Below are 15,487 nucleotides of genomic sequence, written 5' to 3'. Positions count from 1 at the left end.
TGCAATTATGAATAAGAAATTTTTAATTTGTGGCGCCCTTGCAATGGGTTTATTACTTACGGCATGTGTGAAAAAAGAAGAGCCGAAAGATGAGCAAACTGAAACTGCTCAAGCTGCATCAGAACCGACTGAACAAGTCCAGTTCCAACCATTAGAAGCATCGCAACCTGAAGCTGAAGTTGTGATTCCTGCTCAAGTTGAAGTAGAACGTCAAGAAACACCAAATACGACAACTGAAATTCGTCGTGAAGAAGCGCCTAAACCAGCAGCAACTCAAACCACTTCAACTCAAGTGACTGAAGCGCCTAAAGCTGAAGTAAAACCAGCTCAAGTAGCTCCACAAACAAAACCAAATACTGCTACTCAGTCTGAAGATGATGCTGTTGCCGCTGCAATTGCGGCTGCTACACCTGCTTTAGACAACAAATAATTTAAAACTTATTTAAAAAAACCAGTTCAAATGAACTGGTTTTTTATTTAGTTATGAAAACTACAACGTCTTAATCTGTATGTAATTTCAAATAATCTGCCATAAGTTTTGCCGCCCAAGAACGGGTCTGCGTAAAACCTTCATAAAAACCACAATGACTGCCCTTTTTGGTGGTCACGACTATCACATTGTTCATGCGCTGGATCAGTGATTTATACGGCTCAAAATTTTTGATGTGACACACAGGATCATCTTCCGAATTTAAAACCATCAATGGAATTTTGACATTTTCAAATACGTGAATTGGATTAATTGCTTGGGTATAGCTGGCATAATCTTGAAAGCCCGCCATTTCAAAATAACTTTTCTCAAATTCAGCAAGTGTTTTTACCGCGAGCACCTTCGGTAGCGATGCCACTGGCTGCCACGTTTGCACATAAGGGTGAATAAAAGTCTTAAACAGCTTTTTGGTCATGACCTTACTATAAAACGGATGGATGTTATCAAAGCCGAGTTCAGTGTTATAGCCCGGACATAAGGCAAAAGCCGCTTTAAAAGGCGTATCGAGTCCTTGCTCACCCAAATAGCGAACCAATAAGCCCGTACCCGCAGATGAACCCACAGCATATAAACATGAGTCAGGAAATTGCTGTTGGATATATGCCACTTGTTCTCGTAAATCCGAGGTTGAACCAAACAAACTCATTTTAGGTACAGGTAGCGGCAAATCCGCATGGCCACGGCGTAAACACAAGGCAATGCGCCAACCCGTATGTTGATGTAAATCACGCACCAACTCGCGCATGCTGGCCAAATTTCCTGTGATGGTATGTAAAACCACAATGGTTGGCGTTTCTGCGGGTAAATCTAGACCATACCAAGCGACCGCTGTAATTCCACCATCTTGCATGGTCAGTTGATCAATACGATCATATTCAAGCTGAATTCGACGCTTTTTCACCACATCAAAATACAGCAAATGTGCATGGGTATTCGACAACCACGGCGTCGGACGATATTTTTGCTGGAGTTGCGGCAACTTTTCCAATACAGCGCTACTGCTCCCTTGCGGGTCATAGTACATTTTCGGCTGTTCAGCACCCGAAAGCGTATCCAACCACGCTGAACCAATCTCTTTGATTTTTTTTAAAGCGGATATGCTCATATTCATATATGACCTCTGACTATGAGTAAAAATATTGCCTTACCAATGCAGCAATTTGTTGCCCCCAAATGGCATAAATCTCTTTGCTTGGGTGAAAACCATCACTTGCCATTGGTAAATTCATGGCTTGAAAAGTCTGGATATCGAATTGCAGGAACTCAAACTGTGCTTGGGGCGCTAACCAATGCTGTAACTGTTGATTCATCTGCGTGGCATATTGCCCAAACAACCATGCCAGTGGATGAGGCAATGCTTCGAAATGCTGCATAGGTGGCACACCCGAGACAATAATCAGTCGAGGATGAAACCGATTTTGGATATCCTGAAACAATCGTTGCTGCTGTTTCAGCCATTTTTTAGCAGACATGAGTTTGGTGACATCATTGACGCCAATCGAAGTCACGACTACATCATACTGTTGCGGTGCCAAAAGCTGCGTTGCTGCAATGACCTGTTGCGTGGTATCTCCAGTTTTCGCATGCAATTTCCAGCGCACCTGATATTCATCTTGCAAACACGACAAAATCGAACCCGAAAGTGCCTCTTGCTGTGATTCAACACCCACCCCTGCTGCCACCGAATCCCCTAAAATCAGCAAGGATAACGGTTGTCCTTGCCCGCAAATTCCATCCCGATCGCCACTGGCTTCTGCAAGGCGCGGTGTATTCTTGCGCACCTTGAGACCTTGCAAGACCACTACAGGTAACAATGCCAAGGTTGAAAGTTTTAACCACATTTTCATAACCTCTGATGATCGCGTGATTACGGGATACACTTAGCCAGGTTGAAATTGTTTGATCCGCTGACCCATATGTGCAGCCAAAGCTTCCAAACCACTTTTCGGGCGAATCATCACTTCAAAATCGACAATTTGACCTTGCGCATTGAATTGAATCATATCAATGCCTTTCAGCATTTTATCATCGACATTGGCAGAAAACTCGAGTACCGCAGATTGTGCATTATCCGTCAAGAATTCACGATGATAAGTAAAGTTCTCAAAGACCTGAATCACATTGCTTAAAATGAAGGTCACAACTGCTTTGCCTTCATAAGGATGAAAGGCAACGGGAGATCGAAATACAACATCATCCGCTAAAATTTCATTTAACAAGCTCATGTCACGAGTCGCTAACATCTGATGCCATTGTTGTAATGCGTCTTGGGTTTGTTTTAATTGCATTGTTTTATTCTCTATCTAATCATGATCCAAATAAAAAAGAGGACCCGGAGGTCCTCCTGACTTTAGATGACAGCTGCTAATTCAGCACCTTGACGAATCGCACGTTTTGCGTCCAACTCGCCTGCTTCTTTTGCACCACCAATTAAGTGTACCGCTTTACCATCTGCTTTGAGTTGATCAAACATGGCTGTGAAAGGCTCTTGTCCTGCACACACCACCACGTTATCCACTTCCAACAGCATTGGTTTTTCGTTCACAATAATGTGTAGACCCTGGTCATCAACCTTTTCATAGCTTGCGCCCGCAATCATTTGCACATCACGATTTTTCAAACCTGCACGGTGAATCCAGCCTGTAGTTTTGCCTAAACCTGCACCCACAGTAGTCGGTTTACGTTGTAACAAGAAAATTTCACGCTCAGAAGCTTCAACTTCTGGCTGTTTTAAACCACCCACATTGCTATAGTCGGTATCAATACCCCATTCATCATAGAATTTTTGCGGGTTTAAGCTACCACTTTCGCCTTCATGACTTAAGTACTCAGACGTATCGAAACCAATACCACCTGCACCAATCACTGCAACACGCTTACCGACGGGCTTACGCTCTTTTAAAACTTCAATGTAGCTCAACACTTTCGGATGATCGACACCTTCAAAGTTCAACTCACGTGGGGTTACACCTGTTGCTACAACGATGTCATCGAAGTTGGCTTGACTGAGTTCTTCATAAGTTGCCTTATGGTTCAATTGCAACTTGATCTTCGGTTGTAACAATTCAATTTTACGCTTGAAATAACGTAAAGTTTCATAGAATTCTTCTTTACCCGGTACGGTTTTCGCAATATTGAACTGACCACCAATTTGGTTCGCTGCTTCAAAGATCGTCACGTTGTGACCACGCTCTGCTGCATACGTTGCAAAACTTAAACCTGCTGGACCCGCACCAATTACCGCAATATTTTTCGGTTGACCTACTTCTTTGAAGATTAATTCGGTTTCATAACATGCACGTGGATTGACTAAGCAAGTTGCAATCTTCATTGAGAAGATGTGATCTAGACATGCTTGGTTACAACCGATACAGGTGTTGATTTCATCGCTACGCCCTTGTTCTGCTTTCAGTACGAACTCAGGATCTGCCAACATTGGACGCGCCATAGACACGATATCCGCATCACCAGATGCCAATACATGCTCAGCCATTTCAGGTGTGTTAATACGATTAGACGTAACCAAAGGCACTTTAACGCTACCTTTTAACTTTTTGGTCACCCATGTAAATGCTGCGCGTGGTACTTTGGTTGCAATGGTCGGAATACGCGCTTCATGCCAACCAATACCTGTGTTGATGATGGTTGCTCCCGCTTTTTCGATTTCTTTGGCTAAGTGAATCACTTCATCTAGGTTAGAACCACCTTCGACCAAGTCCAGCATAGAAAGACGATAAATGATGATGAAGTTTTCACCCACGGCTTCACGGGTACGTCTTACAATTTCAAGTGGAAAACGAATACGCTTTTCATAGCTACCCCCCCATTCATCATCACGATGGTTGGTACGTGCAGCAATAAATTCATTAATTAAGTAACCTTCCGAACCCATGATTTCTACGCCATCATAGCCTGCGTATTGTGCAAGTTTGGCACAATTCACGAAATCATCAATTGTTTGCTGAACTTCAGCAGAACTTAATTCCTTTGGACGGCTTGGGTTAATTGGCGCTTGAATCGCTGATGGTGCAACGATGTCTTTTTGATATGAGTAGCGACCTGTATGCAAAATTTGCAAAGCAATTTTACCGCCAGCATCGTGTACCGCCTGAGTAATCACTTTATGGTGTTCAGCTTCTTCACGGGTATCGAGCTTAGAACCACCTTTAAAGGTTAAGCCATGATCATTCGGCGAAATACCACCTGTCACAATCAGTCCCACACCGCCTTTGGCACGTTCAGCATAGAAAGCTGCCATACGGTCATAACCACCTGGCGCTTCTTCAAGACCAACGTGCATAGAACCCATCAAAACACGGTTTTTAAGCGTAGTGAATCCCAAATCTAATGGGGCAAGTAAATGTGGAAAATTGGACATGAGACCTCCATGGCTTGCAATGTGCTGGCTAAATTTGCTTTTATGCAACTTGTTGCACTAATTTATAATCTAATTTTGAAATCTATGCAACATGTTGCATAATGCTTTTAACTTAAATCTGTTGAAAACCATTATGTCCTTAGCGCATGTTCTTCTGACCAGTCTGATTGAAAAACCAAGTACAGGGATTGAGCTGGCACGACGCTTTGACCGTTCGATGGGCTTCTTCTGGAATGCCACGCATCAGCAAATTTATCGTGAACTCAGTGCGATGCAGCAAAAAGGCTGGATTTCAACCATTGAAGATGAAAGTGCGACCAGTCGCAAAAAAACCTATCAAGTCGAACAAATGGGGCGTACCGAACTGGCTGACTGGATGGTCAAACAAAGCCCACCCGCCCAACTGCGTGAAGAGCTGATGGTGCGCTTAAGAGCGGAAGCACAAATTGGTGAAGCCATCGTGTTGCCCGAATTAGAACGACACCTTGTTTTGCATCAGGAAAAACTAAAAACCTACCAACTCATTTTCAATAAAGATTTCTCTTCATCAGAAACTGAAAATCGGACTTTATATATTCATAAAATGATTTTACAGTTAGGTATCAACCTAGAAGTTGGCTGGATTCAATGGCTTGAAGCCATGATTACAGGTTTAAAAAATTTCGATTCACACAAATAAGAGAAAATAAATATGCCTTACTACCGCATGCCTGATCAGGAACAATTGTATGTTCGTGAATTTGGTCAGGGTAAACCTGTATTGGTGTTATCGGGTTTAGGCATGCAAAGTTGGCAATGGATGCCTTTTTTAATTCAGAACAGTAAACATTATAAGTTTATTATTCCTGACTGGCGTGGTTTTGGTCGTTCAAAGCACTGCCGCATACCTGAAATAGATGCCATTTCCAGTCATTGGCGTGATTTAGAGGCTTTAATCCAACAATTAAAGTATCCAGAATTCGCAGTGATTGCCTTTTCCATGGGCGCGACCACGGCCATGCATGGTATGAAGTATGGCAATTTGAAACAGTACCTCAATCGTTATTTACATATCGACCAAGCCCCTAAAATTGGCGTAGATTCGCAATGGCCTTATGGGCTGCTAAGTCAGCAGCATCTGGACTTTAAAAAGCTTTTGGCTGAAATTTCCTTGTTCTTTTCAGCCTTACCACCTGTCCAAAAACTTGAAGATTTAGAACCTGCATCGCGTCAGGAATTTATTAAGATTTGGAGTAAATTCATTCTATTACAGAACAATCATACTTTTAGCCCTGTACTTTGGAACACGGCTTTAAAATACGACAAATTACAAAAGCACTTGTTGCCCTTACATCGACTGGACTATCTGGCATGGTATATCAACAACTACTTGTATCATGATGAAGATTATCGTGAAGCGATTGCAGAACTGAACTGTCCAACCACGTTTTTTATTGGTGAAAAGTCGACGCTGTACCCATCTCAAGGGCAAAAAATTATTGCCAACAGCGTCAAAAATGCCAAACAAGTGGTTTTTGAGCGTTCAGGTCATGCCATTTTGATTAATGAACCCTTCAAATTTAAGCGAGAAATCTCCCGCTTTCTTTCCAGTTACCATTAAAAACCAGACCCTCAGGGTATTAAAGCACTGCCCGATCATATTTAATCGCTTCAAGGTCATAGACCTGATAAATACAGTCAAACAAGGAGCGAATATCTTCACTTTCATCCATACTTCGGATGGCAAGAAAGATCGGGCTGACTGCGGCATCATCCAATACTGGAATATAGTTCAAGTGCGGAAACTGAATGCTACACGCACTTTCAGGCACAATACAGATTCCCTCACCCGCGGCAACTAAGCCCAGTGCCAACTGGATTTCCCGCACTTCACGCAAGCTTCTAGGCTCTAAACCATATTCAGAAAATAAGCCGCGAACCTGTGTCGAGAAATTCGGTTTTGGGTGGCTAGGATAGAGAAACAAATTCTCTTCCACCAGATCAGCAAGGTATATGCCTTGTTTTTGCGATGCCAAGGGATGACTGCTATGTGCTGCCACCATCAACGGCTCTTCACGCAACAGTACGCGGCGAATTGCGGGGTCTGAAATGCGTAATCGTCCAAAACCGACATCAATACGCCCTTCTTTCAGTGCCTGAATCTGGTCTTTGGTACTCATTTCAATCAATTCAATTTTAAGCTGCGGCTGTTGCTGACGAAACAAGTACACAATTCGCGGCAATAATCCATATAGCAAAGACCCGACAAAACCCATGGTCACCGTCCGTTCTACCATGCCCACCCGCTTGGTCATCGACTTGATTTCTTCGGCATTAGACAAAAGTTTAACCGCATGTTGATAGAAAAATTGACCTGCTGGCGTGGTCTGTAAAGGTCGACTACCGCGCTCAAACAATTGAATTCCGAGCTCGCCTTCAAGGTTTTGAATCTGCCGACTTAAAGGCGGTTGAGCAATAAAAAGTTTTTCTGCCGCCTTGGTAAAGCTTTGTTCCTCTACAACCGCTACAAAATAGCGTAGGTGTCTAAGTTCCATAAGACTTCATACCTTTTAAATATAATAAAATGCCAAAATGATCTTCGACAGGATTAGTTCATTCTTTTAAGGTATACCACATGAATTAGACAAATCAAGATAGCGAAGCCGAAAGATGTATAAATCGATTGAAACGTTGCTTGTAGAAATACCAACGATCCGCCCACACAAAATGGCGGTAGCAACGATGCAAACACAGACCTTGGTTCTGGTTAAAGTCACTACGGAAGATGGCTTTACTGGCTGGGGCGAAGCAACCACGATTGGCGGCTTAGGCTATGGCGAAGAAAGTCCTGAGAGCGTCAAAACTAATATCGAAACCTATTTTGCCCCACTACTCAAATCATTGTCAGGTTTGAATGTGGCACAAACCATACAAACAATTAAGCGCAATATCAATGGCAATCGCTTCGCGAAAAACGCGATTCAAACTGCACTATTTGATATTCAAGCGCAACGTTTAGGCTTACCCATCAGTGAAGTGCTTGGTGGTCGTTTAAGACATAGTGTCCCCGTTCTTTGGGTCTTGGCTTCTGGCAATACCGATAAAGACATTGCTGAAGCACAGCAGATGATTGCCAGTAAACGCCACAATACGTTCAAACTCAAAATTGGTTCGCGTCGCGTCGAAGAAGATGTGGAACATGTGTTAGCTATCAAACAAGCCTTAGGCTCAGAGGTTTCCATTCGCGTTGATGTGAACCGCGCTTGGTCAGAACTAGAAGCAGTTAAAGGCATTCAACAGTTGCAAGATGGTGGTGTGGATCTGATTGAACAACCGTGTGCTATCGACAACATTGATGCCATGCAACGTCTTACCCGCCGTTTTGATATTGCCATCATGGCTGATGAATCGCTGATGGGTCCAGACAGTGCTTATCGCTTGGCGAAACGCAATGGGGCTTCGGTCTTTGCCGTGAAAATCGCGCAGTCAGGCGGTTTGGTTGAAGCCAGCGAAGTCGGAAAAATTGCCAAGCTGGCAGGAATTGATCTGTATGGCGGCACTATGCTTGAAGGCCCGATTGGCACCATGGCATCGGCACAGGTTTTTTCGACCTTTCACAATTTAGCGTACGGCACCGAGCTGTTCGGCCCGCTGTTGCTCACTGAAGAAATCTTGAAAAAGCCGCTTCAATATCAAAATTTCGAGTTGATGTTACCGACCACAGCCGGGCTGGGTATTGAAATTGATGAAGACAAAATTGACGGTATGCGTCGCCAGTAATTGAAGGAATTCGACATGCTTTATCACGTACGAATGGATGTAAACCTGCCGCTGGATATGCCAGCCGAACAGGCCAATAAGATTAAAGCGGTTGAAAAAGCGTATTCGCAAGAACTGCAACAGCAAGGCAAATGGCGCCACATTTGGCGGATTACAGGTCAATACTCCAACATCAGTATTTTTGATGTCGAAAGCAATGAAGAGCTGCACAACCTGCTGCAAGGTTTACCGCTTTATCCCTACATGAATATTGAAGTGATGCCACTGAACCGACATCCCTCTTCTATTCGTGAGGATGACCGTTAAGTAAAAAGGATAATGGGAAGTCCGCTTCCTAAGTTGTAAACATAATCTGTATTCACAAGGAATGTGGCCCGCCAAGTGTATTGAAGTAATCAAGCATGCGCTAGCCACTCAAAGCATACTCAAGGAGCTATAGTATGAACCGTCAACAAATTGATGCCCTCGTAAAAGAAATGAACGTCGACACAGCAACTGGTCCTGTCGATGCACGTGTACAACAAATTGTTGTGCGCTTAGTGGGCGATCTGTTCCAAGCGATTGAAGACCTCGACATCAGCCAGTCTGAACTCTGGAAAGGTCTGGAATATTTTACCGATGCAGGTCAAGCCAACGAATTAGGTTTGCTGGCAGCAGGTTTAGGCTTAGAACATTATTTAGACCTACGTGCAGATGAAGCCGATGCCAAAGCAGGCATTACTGGTGGCACACCGCGCACCATTGAAGGTCCACTGTATGTTGCTGGTGCACCTGAATCTACAGGTTTTGCCCGTATGGATGATGGTTCTGAAACTGACAAAATTCCAACCTTGTTCATTGAAGGCACAGTAACAGATACCGATGGCAACATTATTGAAGGTGCCAAAGTTGAAGTGTGGCATGCCAACAGCTTGGGCAACTACTCATTCTTCGACAAATCACAATCTGAGTTTAACTTACGCCGCAGTATTTTGACGGATACTGATGGTCATTATGTGGCTCAAACTACGATGCCTGTAGGCTACGGTTGCCCACCAGACGGCACGACTCAAGCGGTATTAAATAAGCTTGGACGCCATGGCAACCGCCCTTCACATGTACATTACTTTGTCTCTGCTCCTGGTTATCGCAAGCTAACCACTCAATTCAACATTGAAGGTGACAAATACCTTTGGGATGACTTTGCCTTTGCAACCCGTGATGGTTTGGTCGCAACTGCGGTTGATGTTACGGACGAAGCTGAAATTGCTCGTCGTGGTCTGAATCACCCATTCAAACACATCACTTTCAATATTGAACTTGTTAAAGATCAGCAAGGTGCGCCTTCAACCGAAGTTGACCGTCGTCGCGCTAGCGCTTAACCCACATTTTAGGAGCCGAAATGACATTTGAAGAATATGTCATTTCGGAGAGTTCCCCACATTTGGAACCTCGGAGAACGGACATGCCTCGTATTCCTGTAATTAACACCAGCCATCTTGACCGTATTGATGAATTGCTTGTCGATGACTTTGAAACGGGTGAATTTAAACTGCATCGTTCAGTCTTTACTGATCAAGCCCTGTTTGACCTTGAAATGAAATACATCTTTGAAGGCAACTGGGTGTATTTGGCACATGAAAGCCAAATTCCAAATAACAATGATTTCTACACCACTTATATGGGACGCCAGCCGATCATCATCGCGCGTAACCGTAATGGCGAATTGAATGCAATGATCAATGCCTGTTCACATCGTGGTGCACAGCTTTGCCGTCATAAACGTGGTAACAAGGCAACGTACACTTGCCCATTCCACGGCTGGACGTTTAATAACTCAGGCAAATTGCTGAAAGTAAAAGATCCAAGCGATGCAGGCTATTCAGATTGCTTCAACCAAGAAGGTTCGCATGACCTGAAAAAAGTCGCACGCTTTGAAAACTACAAAGGCTTCTTGTTTGGCAGCTTAAATCCTGATGTCCCTTCACTGGAAGAGTTTTTAGGTGAAACCACCAAAATCATCGACATGATTGTGGATCAGTCTGAACAAGGTCTGGAAGTTTTACGTGGTGCATCAACCTACACTTACGAAGGCAACTGGAAACTGACTGCTGAAAATGGTGCCGATGGTTACCATGTCTCTGCAGTGCACTGGAACTATGCTGCGACAACACAGCAACGTAAAGAGAAAGAAGCAGGTGACAACATTCGTGCCATGAGCGCAGGCTCATGGGGCAAACAAGGTGGTGGTTCATACGGCTTTGACAATGGTCATATGTTGCTTTGGACGCAATGGGCAAACCCAGAAGACCGTCCGAACTTCCCTAAAGCAGAAGAATATACTGAAAAATTCGGTGCGCCGATGTCGAAATGGATGATCGAGCGCTCACGTAATCTTTGCTTATATCCAAATGTATATTTGATGGATCAATTCGGTTCACAAATCCGTGTTTTACGTCCATTGGCTGTCAATAAAACTGAAGTCACGATTTACTGTATCGCACCGAAAGGCGAAGCACCTGAAGCACGTACCCGTCGTATTCGCCAATATGAAGATTTCTTTAATGCTTCAGGCATGGCAACACCAGACGATCTTGAAGAATTCCGTGCTTGTCAGGCAGGTTATGCAGGCATTGAGCTGGAATGGAATGACATGTGCCGCGGCTCGAAACACTGGATTCAAGGTCCAGACGATGCTGCCAATGAAATTGGCTTAAAACCAAAACTCAGCGGCATTAAGACTGAAGATGAAGGTTTATACCTTGCACAGCATCAATATTGGCTTGAAACCATGAAACATGCCATTGCCTCAGAAAAAGCACTCGTGAATGAACAAGGAGAGATCGCATGAATGCCACAACAAATTTAGAGCGCACCTCTCTCGAACAAATTGCACAGTTCCTCTATCAAGAAGCACGTTTTCTGGATGATGAACAATGGGATGACTGGTTGAAATGTTATGCCCCATCTGCCTCGTTTTGGATGCCAGCGTGGGATGATGATGACCGTTTAACTGAAGACCCACAGTCTGAAATTTCGTTAATTTATTACCCAGACCGTCAAGGGCTTGAAGACCGTGTGTTCCGTATTAAAACCGAGCGTTCTTCGGCAACCATGCCAGATACCCGTACCAGCCACAACATCTGCAATATTGAAGTAATGGCACGTGATGGCGACAAAGTGACCGTGCGTTTTAACTGGAATACCTTAAGTTTCCGTTACAAAACCAACTACAGCTATTTCGGCATGTCACGTTATGAAATCGATTTTTCAGGTGCTCAGCCACAGATTTTAAGTAAATACGTGGTACTGAAAAACGACTATATCAATCAAGTGATTGACATATATCACCTCTGATTCAAGCGTTATCCCTTCAGTCAAATGGAATGTTGACTGAAGGTCAAGTTTCAAAGTTTTTAGTAGGATTCTAGCCATGTCAAACCACAATATTGCACTTCAATTTGAAGATGGTGTTACCCGTTTTATTAGCGTTGCTCAGGGTGAAACTTTGTCCGATGCCGCGTACCGTCAAAAAATTAATATTCCGCTCGATTGCCGTGATGGTGCTTGTGGAACGTGCCGAGCTTTCTGTGAGTCAGGAAGTTATGACATGCCTGAAGAAACCTATATTGAAGATGCCCTCACCCCTGAAGAAGCCGAGCAAGGTTATATTCTAGCTTGCCAATGCCGCCCAACATCTGATGCCGTGTTCCAAATTCAAGCTTCTTCGGATGTATGTAAAACTGAAATCCACCAGTTCCAAGGCACTTTATCGCGTGTCGACAACCTATCTGACTCCACCATCACTTTTGATATTCAACTAGATGAAGGTCAACCCGACATTCATTTCCTTGCGGGGCAATACGTTAATGTTGCCATTCCAGGAACAACAGAAACACGCTCCTACTCATTTAGCTCCAAACCGGGTAATCGCTTAACAGGCTTTGTGGTACGTAACGTGCCAAATGGCAAAATGAGTGAATTCTTAAGTGCCAATGCTCAAGCAGGCGACAAAATGACTTTCACTGGTCCATTTGGCAGTTTCTATTTACGTAATGTGGTTCGTCCTGTGGTGATGCTGGCAGGTGGTACAGGTATTGCGCCATTCATGTCGATGCTGCAAGTGCTTGAAGAAAAAGGTTCGGAACAACCTGTTCGCTTGGTGTTTGGTGTGACCCATGATTTTGACTTGGTTGCCCTAGAAAAACTGGATGAATTGGCACAAAAACATGATTGGTTTGAGTACCGCACTGTAGTTGCTAATCCTGAATCGCAACATGAACGCAAAGGTTATGTAACGGGTCATATTGAAAATGATTGGCTGAATAATGGCGATGTCGATATCTATTTATGTGGTCCAGTGCCTATGGTTGAAGCGGTTCGTGACTGGTTAGACGCAGAAGGAGTTAAACCAAGCAACTTCCTGTTTGAAAAATTCTCTGCCAACTAATAAATAACCCAATATTTAAGTCATAGAAAAAATGATACGCGAAAACGTCATTCGCAATTGTTCGAGGCAGGACTGCTTGGTAAAAAGCTTTTTCTGCGAGAAAAATATCAAATCATCGGTTTCTGATGAGTTTTGCGAATGACATTGGTTTTGCTTACTTTCCCTTTGGGAAAAGTAAGCAAAACCAATGGTTAATCCGGTAATGGATATTGAGATGTTCGGATGCCGGCATGCCAAATTGTATAAATTAAGAAATTCATCTTTATATTTGATGATGAGCGAGTTCAAAAATGGCGTCTAATCAAAGATTTTTAAACAAAGTAGTGATCGTGACGGGTGCTGCACAAGGCATCGGTCGTGGCGTGGCAACTCAGGTTGCTGCCGAGGGTGCGCAAGTGGTACTGGCAGATCGCTCTGACTATGTTGAAGATACCCTCATTGAAATTAAAGCCGCAGGTGGTCAGGCAGTCACCATTCAAGCAGATTTAGAAACCTATGCAGGTGCTGAATCTGTGGTTGCAAAAGCACTTGCGAGTTATGGACGTGTAGATGTATTAATAAACAATGTCGGTGGTGCCATTTGGATGAAACCTTTTCAGGAGTTTTCTGAAGAGGAAATTATCAAAGAAGTGAATCGTTCTTTATTTCCAACGCTTTGGTGCTGCCGAGCAGTTCTACCTGAAATGATTAAAAATCAGAAAGGGACCATTGTAAATGTGTCTTCTATTGCAACACGTGGCATTAACCGTGTGCCGTACTCGGCCTCCAAAGGTGGTGTGAATGCACTGACGGCTTCTCTCGCCTTTGAACATGCGCAGGATGGCATTCGCGTCAATGCGGTTGCGACAGGCGGCACTGAAGCACCACCTCGAAAAGTTCCGCGTAACAGCACCCCACTCACTGAAAATGAAAAAGTCTGGATGCAGCAAGTGGTCGATCAAACCATAGATCGAAGTTTCTTCAATCGCTATGGCACCATTCAAGAGCAGGTGAACGCCATCTTATTCCTTGCATCGGATGAATCTTCTTATATGACAGGTACCGTGGTGCCTGTTGGCGGTGGTGATCTGGGTTAAACCTATTTTATAAATTGCAGGATCATTGAATACATCAGCATGGAGGCAATGCAATGACAGCCCTGTTACAGACCTTAAAGCGCGACTGGTCCATTTCCGCAACAGTTGCAGGATTCTTAGCGGTACTGATTTCCTATTCAGGTCCTCTCATCATCTTCTTTCAGGCGGCACAACAAGCTCAGGTCCCCACCGAGATGATGGCTTCATGGATTTGGGGAATTTCAATTGGTGCAGCACTTGCTGGAATATTTCTTTCTATCAAGTTTAAAGTACCTGTGATTACTGCTTGGTCGGCTCCAGGAACTGCTCTTTTAGTGACTTTATTTCCACAGATTTCATTGAATGAAGCTGTGGCTGCCTACATTAGCTCAGCGGTGGTCATTTTTATCATTGGGGCATCAGGTTATTTTGACAAATTGTTAAAGTGGATTCCTCAGGATATTGCCGCAGCAATGATGGCAGGCATCCTGTTTCAATTTGGACTCGGACTGTTTTTAGCGACCAATAGCATGCCGATGATTGTATTTGGCATGTTAGCGGTTTTTTTATTTGCTAAACGCTTGAGTCCACGCTATGCCATGGTCTGGGTGCTTTTTGCTGGTGTTGCTTTGAGTCTACTCTTAGGAAAGATGAATCCTATCACTATGGATTTTTCACTGGCGATTCCACATTTCATTCAACCTGAATGGACATGGAATTCCACTTTGAATCTAGCGTTACCCCTAATCTTGGTCAGCCTGACAGGACAGTTTTTACCAGGCATGGCGATTATGAAACTCAGTGGTTATGACACCCCTGCCAAGCCAATTATTACCACCACCAGTATTGCCTCTTTAGCAGTCGCCTGTGTCGGTGGCATCACCATCGTACTGGCATCCATTACTGCTGCTTTATGTATGGGTAAAGATGCGCATGAGCTTAAAGAAAAGCGTTATATCGCAGGCATTGCCAACGGCATTTTCTATATTTTAGGTGGTCTTTTTGCAGGCAGTATTGTGATGTTATTCAGTTTACTGCCGAAAGAACTGGTTGCAGCTTTGGCTGGTCTAGCTTTATTGGGTGCAATTGGCACCAATATCAGTGCTGCCATGAAAAATGAAACTCATCGCGATGCAGCCTTAATTACCTTTCTCGCCACAGCATCAGGCATGCATTTTTTAGGACTCAGTTCAGTTTTTTGGGGCATCTGTATTGGTTTATTCGCACATCTGGTTTTAACCAAACGCTCTACTGAGCACGCTACTTTATCCTCAACCCAATCAAGTAAAAGTTAATCTGACCCGTATAGGGTCCAGGAAATATTATGATTGACAAAAGTAAAGCATCTCTGACTGAGGTGCTCTCCCAAATCACCA

General features: G+C 43.8%; 16 protein-coding genes. 11 read left to right on the top strand and 5 right to left on the bottom strand.

What is annotated here, in order from left to right; all coding sequences use genetic code 11:
• The first annotated feature begins 7 nt into the window (after positions 1-7).
• Positions 8-430 carry an internalin gene (locus GWK51_RS10930; protein WP_161933728.1) on the top strand — a complete coding sequence of 141 codons (423 nt, stop codon included), beginning with the start codon at positions 8-10 and terminating at the stop codon, positions 428-430.
• Positions 431-500: 70 nt separating this feature from the next.
• On the opposite strand, the gene GWK51_RS10925 is transcribed toward GWK51_RS10930, so the two are convergent.
• From GWK51_RS10925 to GWK51_RS10910, 4 genes are all read right to left on the bottom strand, one after another.
• Positions 501-1,595 carry a YheT family hydrolase gene (locus tag GWK51_RS10925; protein ID WP_161933901.1) on the bottom strand — a complete coding sequence of 365 codons (1,095 nt, stop codon included), beginning with the start codon at positions 1,593-1,595 and terminating at the stop codon, positions 501-503.
• Between the two features lie 19 nt (positions 1,596-1,614).
• Positions 1,615-2,331: an SGNH/GDSL hydrolase family protein gene (locus tag GWK51_RS10920; protein WP_161933727.1), complete on the bottom strand. Its 717-nt coding sequence runs from the start codon at positions 2,329-2,331 to the stop codon at positions 1,615-1,617.
• A 39-nt stretch (positions 2,332-2,370) separates the two neighbouring features.
• On the bottom strand, positions 2,371-2,778 hold the full coding sequence (locus GWK51_RS10915; RefSeq protein ID WP_161933726.1) for a nuclear transport factor 2 family protein: 408 nt from the start codon (positions 2,776-2,778) through the stop codon (positions 2,371-2,373).
• 62 nt (positions 2,779-2,840) lie between these two features.
• Positions 2,841-4,868 carry an NADPH-dependent 2,4-dienoyl-CoA reductase gene (locus GWK51_RS10910; protein WP_161933725.1) on the bottom strand — a complete coding sequence of 676 codons (2,028 nt, stop codon included), beginning with the start codon at positions 4,866-4,868 and terminating at the stop codon, positions 2,841-2,843.
• A 133-nt stretch (positions 4,869-5,001) separates the two neighbouring features.
• Between GWK51_RS10910 and GWK51_RS10905 the strand changes: the two genes are divergently transcribed.
• Positions 5,002-5,547 carry a PadR family transcriptional regulator gene (locus tag GWK51_RS10905; RefSeq protein WP_161933900.1) on the top strand — a complete coding sequence of 182 codons (546 nt, stop codon included), beginning with the start codon at positions 5,002-5,004 and terminating at the stop codon, positions 5,545-5,547.
• A gap of 12 nt (positions 5,548-5,559) precedes the next feature.
• Entirely contained in the window at positions 5,560-6,468 is a 909-nt protein-coding gene (locus GWK51_RS10900) for an alpha/beta fold hydrolase (RefSeq protein ID WP_161933724.1), read from the top strand.
• A 19-nt stretch (positions 6,469-6,487) separates the two neighbouring features.
• Here the strand turns inward: GWK51_RS10900 and GWK51_RS10895 are convergent, their stop codons facing one another.
• A complete protein-coding gene (locus GWK51_RS10895; RefSeq protein WP_100240675.1) occupies positions 6,488-7,402 on the bottom strand; it encodes a LysR family transcriptional regulator in 915 nt (304 codons plus the stop codon).
• A gap of 115 nt (positions 7,403-7,517) precedes the next feature.
• Between GWK51_RS10895 and GWK51_RS10890 the strand changes: the two genes are divergently transcribed.
• The 8 genes from GWK51_RS10890 to benE all read left to right on the top strand — a co-directional run bounded on the left by GWK51_RS10890 (position 7,518) and on the right by benE (position 15,406).
• A complete protein-coding gene (locus GWK51_RS10890; RefSeq protein WP_161933723.1) occupies positions 7,518-8,627 on the top strand; it encodes a muconate/chloromuconate family cycloisomerase in 1,110 nt (369 codons plus the stop codon).
• A gap of 15 nt (positions 8,628-8,642) precedes the next feature.
• A complete protein-coding gene (gene catC, locus GWK51_RS10885) occupies positions 8,643-8,933 on the top strand; it encodes a muconolactone Delta-isomerase (RefSeq protein ID WP_100240673.1) in 291 nt (96 codons plus the stop codon).
• Positions 8,934-9,067: 134 nt separating this feature from the next.
• On the top strand, positions 9,068-9,988 hold the full coding sequence (gene catA / locus GWK51_RS10880; protein ID WP_100240672.1) for a catechol 1,2-dioxygenase: 921 nt from the start codon (positions 9,068-9,070) through the stop codon (positions 9,986-9,988).
• Between the two features lie 83 nt (positions 9,989-10,071).
• Entirely contained in the window at positions 10,072-11,457 is a 1,386-nt protein-coding gene (benA, locus tag GWK51_RS10875) for a benzoate 1,2-dioxygenase large subunit (protein ID WP_161933899.1), read from the top strand.
• Entirely contained in the window at positions 11,454-11,963 is a 510-nt protein-coding gene (benB, locus tag GWK51_RS10870; protein ID WP_161933722.1) for a benzoate 1,2-dioxygenase small subunit, read from the top strand. Before benA ends, benB begins: the two co-directional genes overlap by 4 nt.
• 76 nt (positions 11,964-12,039) lie before the next feature.
• On the top strand, positions 12,040-13,056 hold the full coding sequence (gene benC, locus GWK51_RS10865; RefSeq protein WP_161933721.1) for a benzoate 1,2-dioxygenase electron transfer component BenC: 1,017 nt from the start codon (positions 12,040-12,042) through the stop codon (positions 13,054-13,056).
• 290 nt (positions 13,057-13,346) lie between these two features.
• Positions 13,347-14,132 (top strand): benzoate diol dehydrogenase BenD, encoded by a 786-nt coding sequence (benD, locus tag GWK51_RS10860; RefSeq protein WP_161933720.1) that lies wholly within the window; start codon positions 13,347-13,349, stop codon positions 14,130-14,132.
• A 53-nt stretch (positions 14,133-14,185) separates the two neighbouring features.
• On the top strand, positions 14,186-15,406 hold the full coding sequence (gene benE, locus GWK51_RS10855; protein WP_161933719.1) for a benzoate/H(+) symporter BenE: 1,221 nt from the start codon (positions 14,186-14,188) through the stop codon (positions 15,404-15,406).
• Positions 15,407-15,487: the final 81 nt, after the last annotated feature.

It is taken from the genome of Acinetobacter kanungonis, assembly GCF_009939195.1.
GTDB classification, from domain to species: domain Bacteria; phylum Pseudomonadota; class Gammaproteobacteria; order Pseudomonadales; family Moraxellaceae; genus Acinetobacter; species Acinetobacter kanungonis.
Note: the sequence above shows the minus strand (reverse complement) of the source record. Positions and strands in the feature narration are given on the sequence as shown.

Bases quoted from the DNA above. Each gene is read 5' to 3' on its own strand.
- GWK51_RS10930 (WP_161933728.1), top strand. From the start codon at position 8: ATGAATAAGAAATTTTTAATTTGTGGCGCCCTTGCAATGGGTTTATTA.
- GWK51_RS10925 (WP_161933901.1), bottom strand. From the start codon at position 1,595: ATGAGCATATCCGCTTTAAAAAAAATCAAAGAGATTGGTTCAGCGTGG.
- GWK51_RS10920 (WP_161933727.1), bottom strand. From the start codon at position 2,331: ATGTGGTTAAAACTTTCAACCTTGGCATTGTTACCTGTAGTGGTCTTG.
- GWK51_RS10915 (WP_161933726.1), bottom strand. From the start codon at position 2,778: ATGCAATTAAAACAAACCCAAGACGCATTACAACAATGGCATCAGATG.
- GWK51_RS10910 (WP_161933725.1), bottom strand. From the start codon at position 4,868: ATGTCCAATTTTCCACATTTACTTGCCCCATTAGATTTGGGATTCACT.
- GWK51_RS10905 (WP_161933900.1), top strand. From the start codon at position 5,002: ATGTCCTTAGCGCATGTTCTTCTGACCAGTCTGATTGAAAAACCAAGT.
- GWK51_RS10900 (WP_161933724.1), top strand. From the start codon at position 5,560: ATGCCTTACTACCGCATGCCTGATCAGGAACAATTGTATGTTCGTGAA.
- GWK51_RS10895 (WP_100240675.1), bottom strand. From the start codon at position 7,402: ATGGAACTTAGACACCTACGCTATTTTGTAGCGGTTGTAGAGGAACAA.
- GWK51_RS10890 (WP_161933723.1), top strand. From the start codon at position 7,518: ATGTATAAATCGATTGAAACGTTGCTTGTAGAAATACCAACGATCCGC.
- catC (WP_100240673.1), top strand. From the start codon at position 8,643: ATGCTTTATCACGTACGAATGGATGTAAACCTGCCGCTGGATATGCCA.
- catA (WP_100240672.1), top strand. From the start codon at position 9,068: ATGAACCGTCAACAAATTGATGCCCTCGTAAAAGAAATGAACGTCGAC.
- benA (WP_161933899.1), top strand. From the start codon at position 10,072: ATGCCTCGTATTCCTGTAATTAACACCAGCCATCTTGACCGTATTGAT.
- benB (WP_161933722.1), top strand. From the start codon at position 11,454: ATGAATGCCACAACAAATTTAGAGCGCACCTCTCTCGAACAAATTGCA.
- benC (WP_161933721.1), top strand. From the start codon at position 12,040: ATGTCAAACCACAATATTGCACTTCAATTTGAAGATGGTGTTACCCGT.
- benD (WP_161933720.1), top strand. From the start codon at position 13,347: ATGGCGTCTAATCAAAGATTTTTAAACAAAGTAGTGATCGTGACGGGT.
- benE (WP_161933719.1), top strand. From the start codon at position 14,186: ATGACAGCCCTGTTACAGACCTTAAAGCGCGACTGGTCCATTTCCGCA.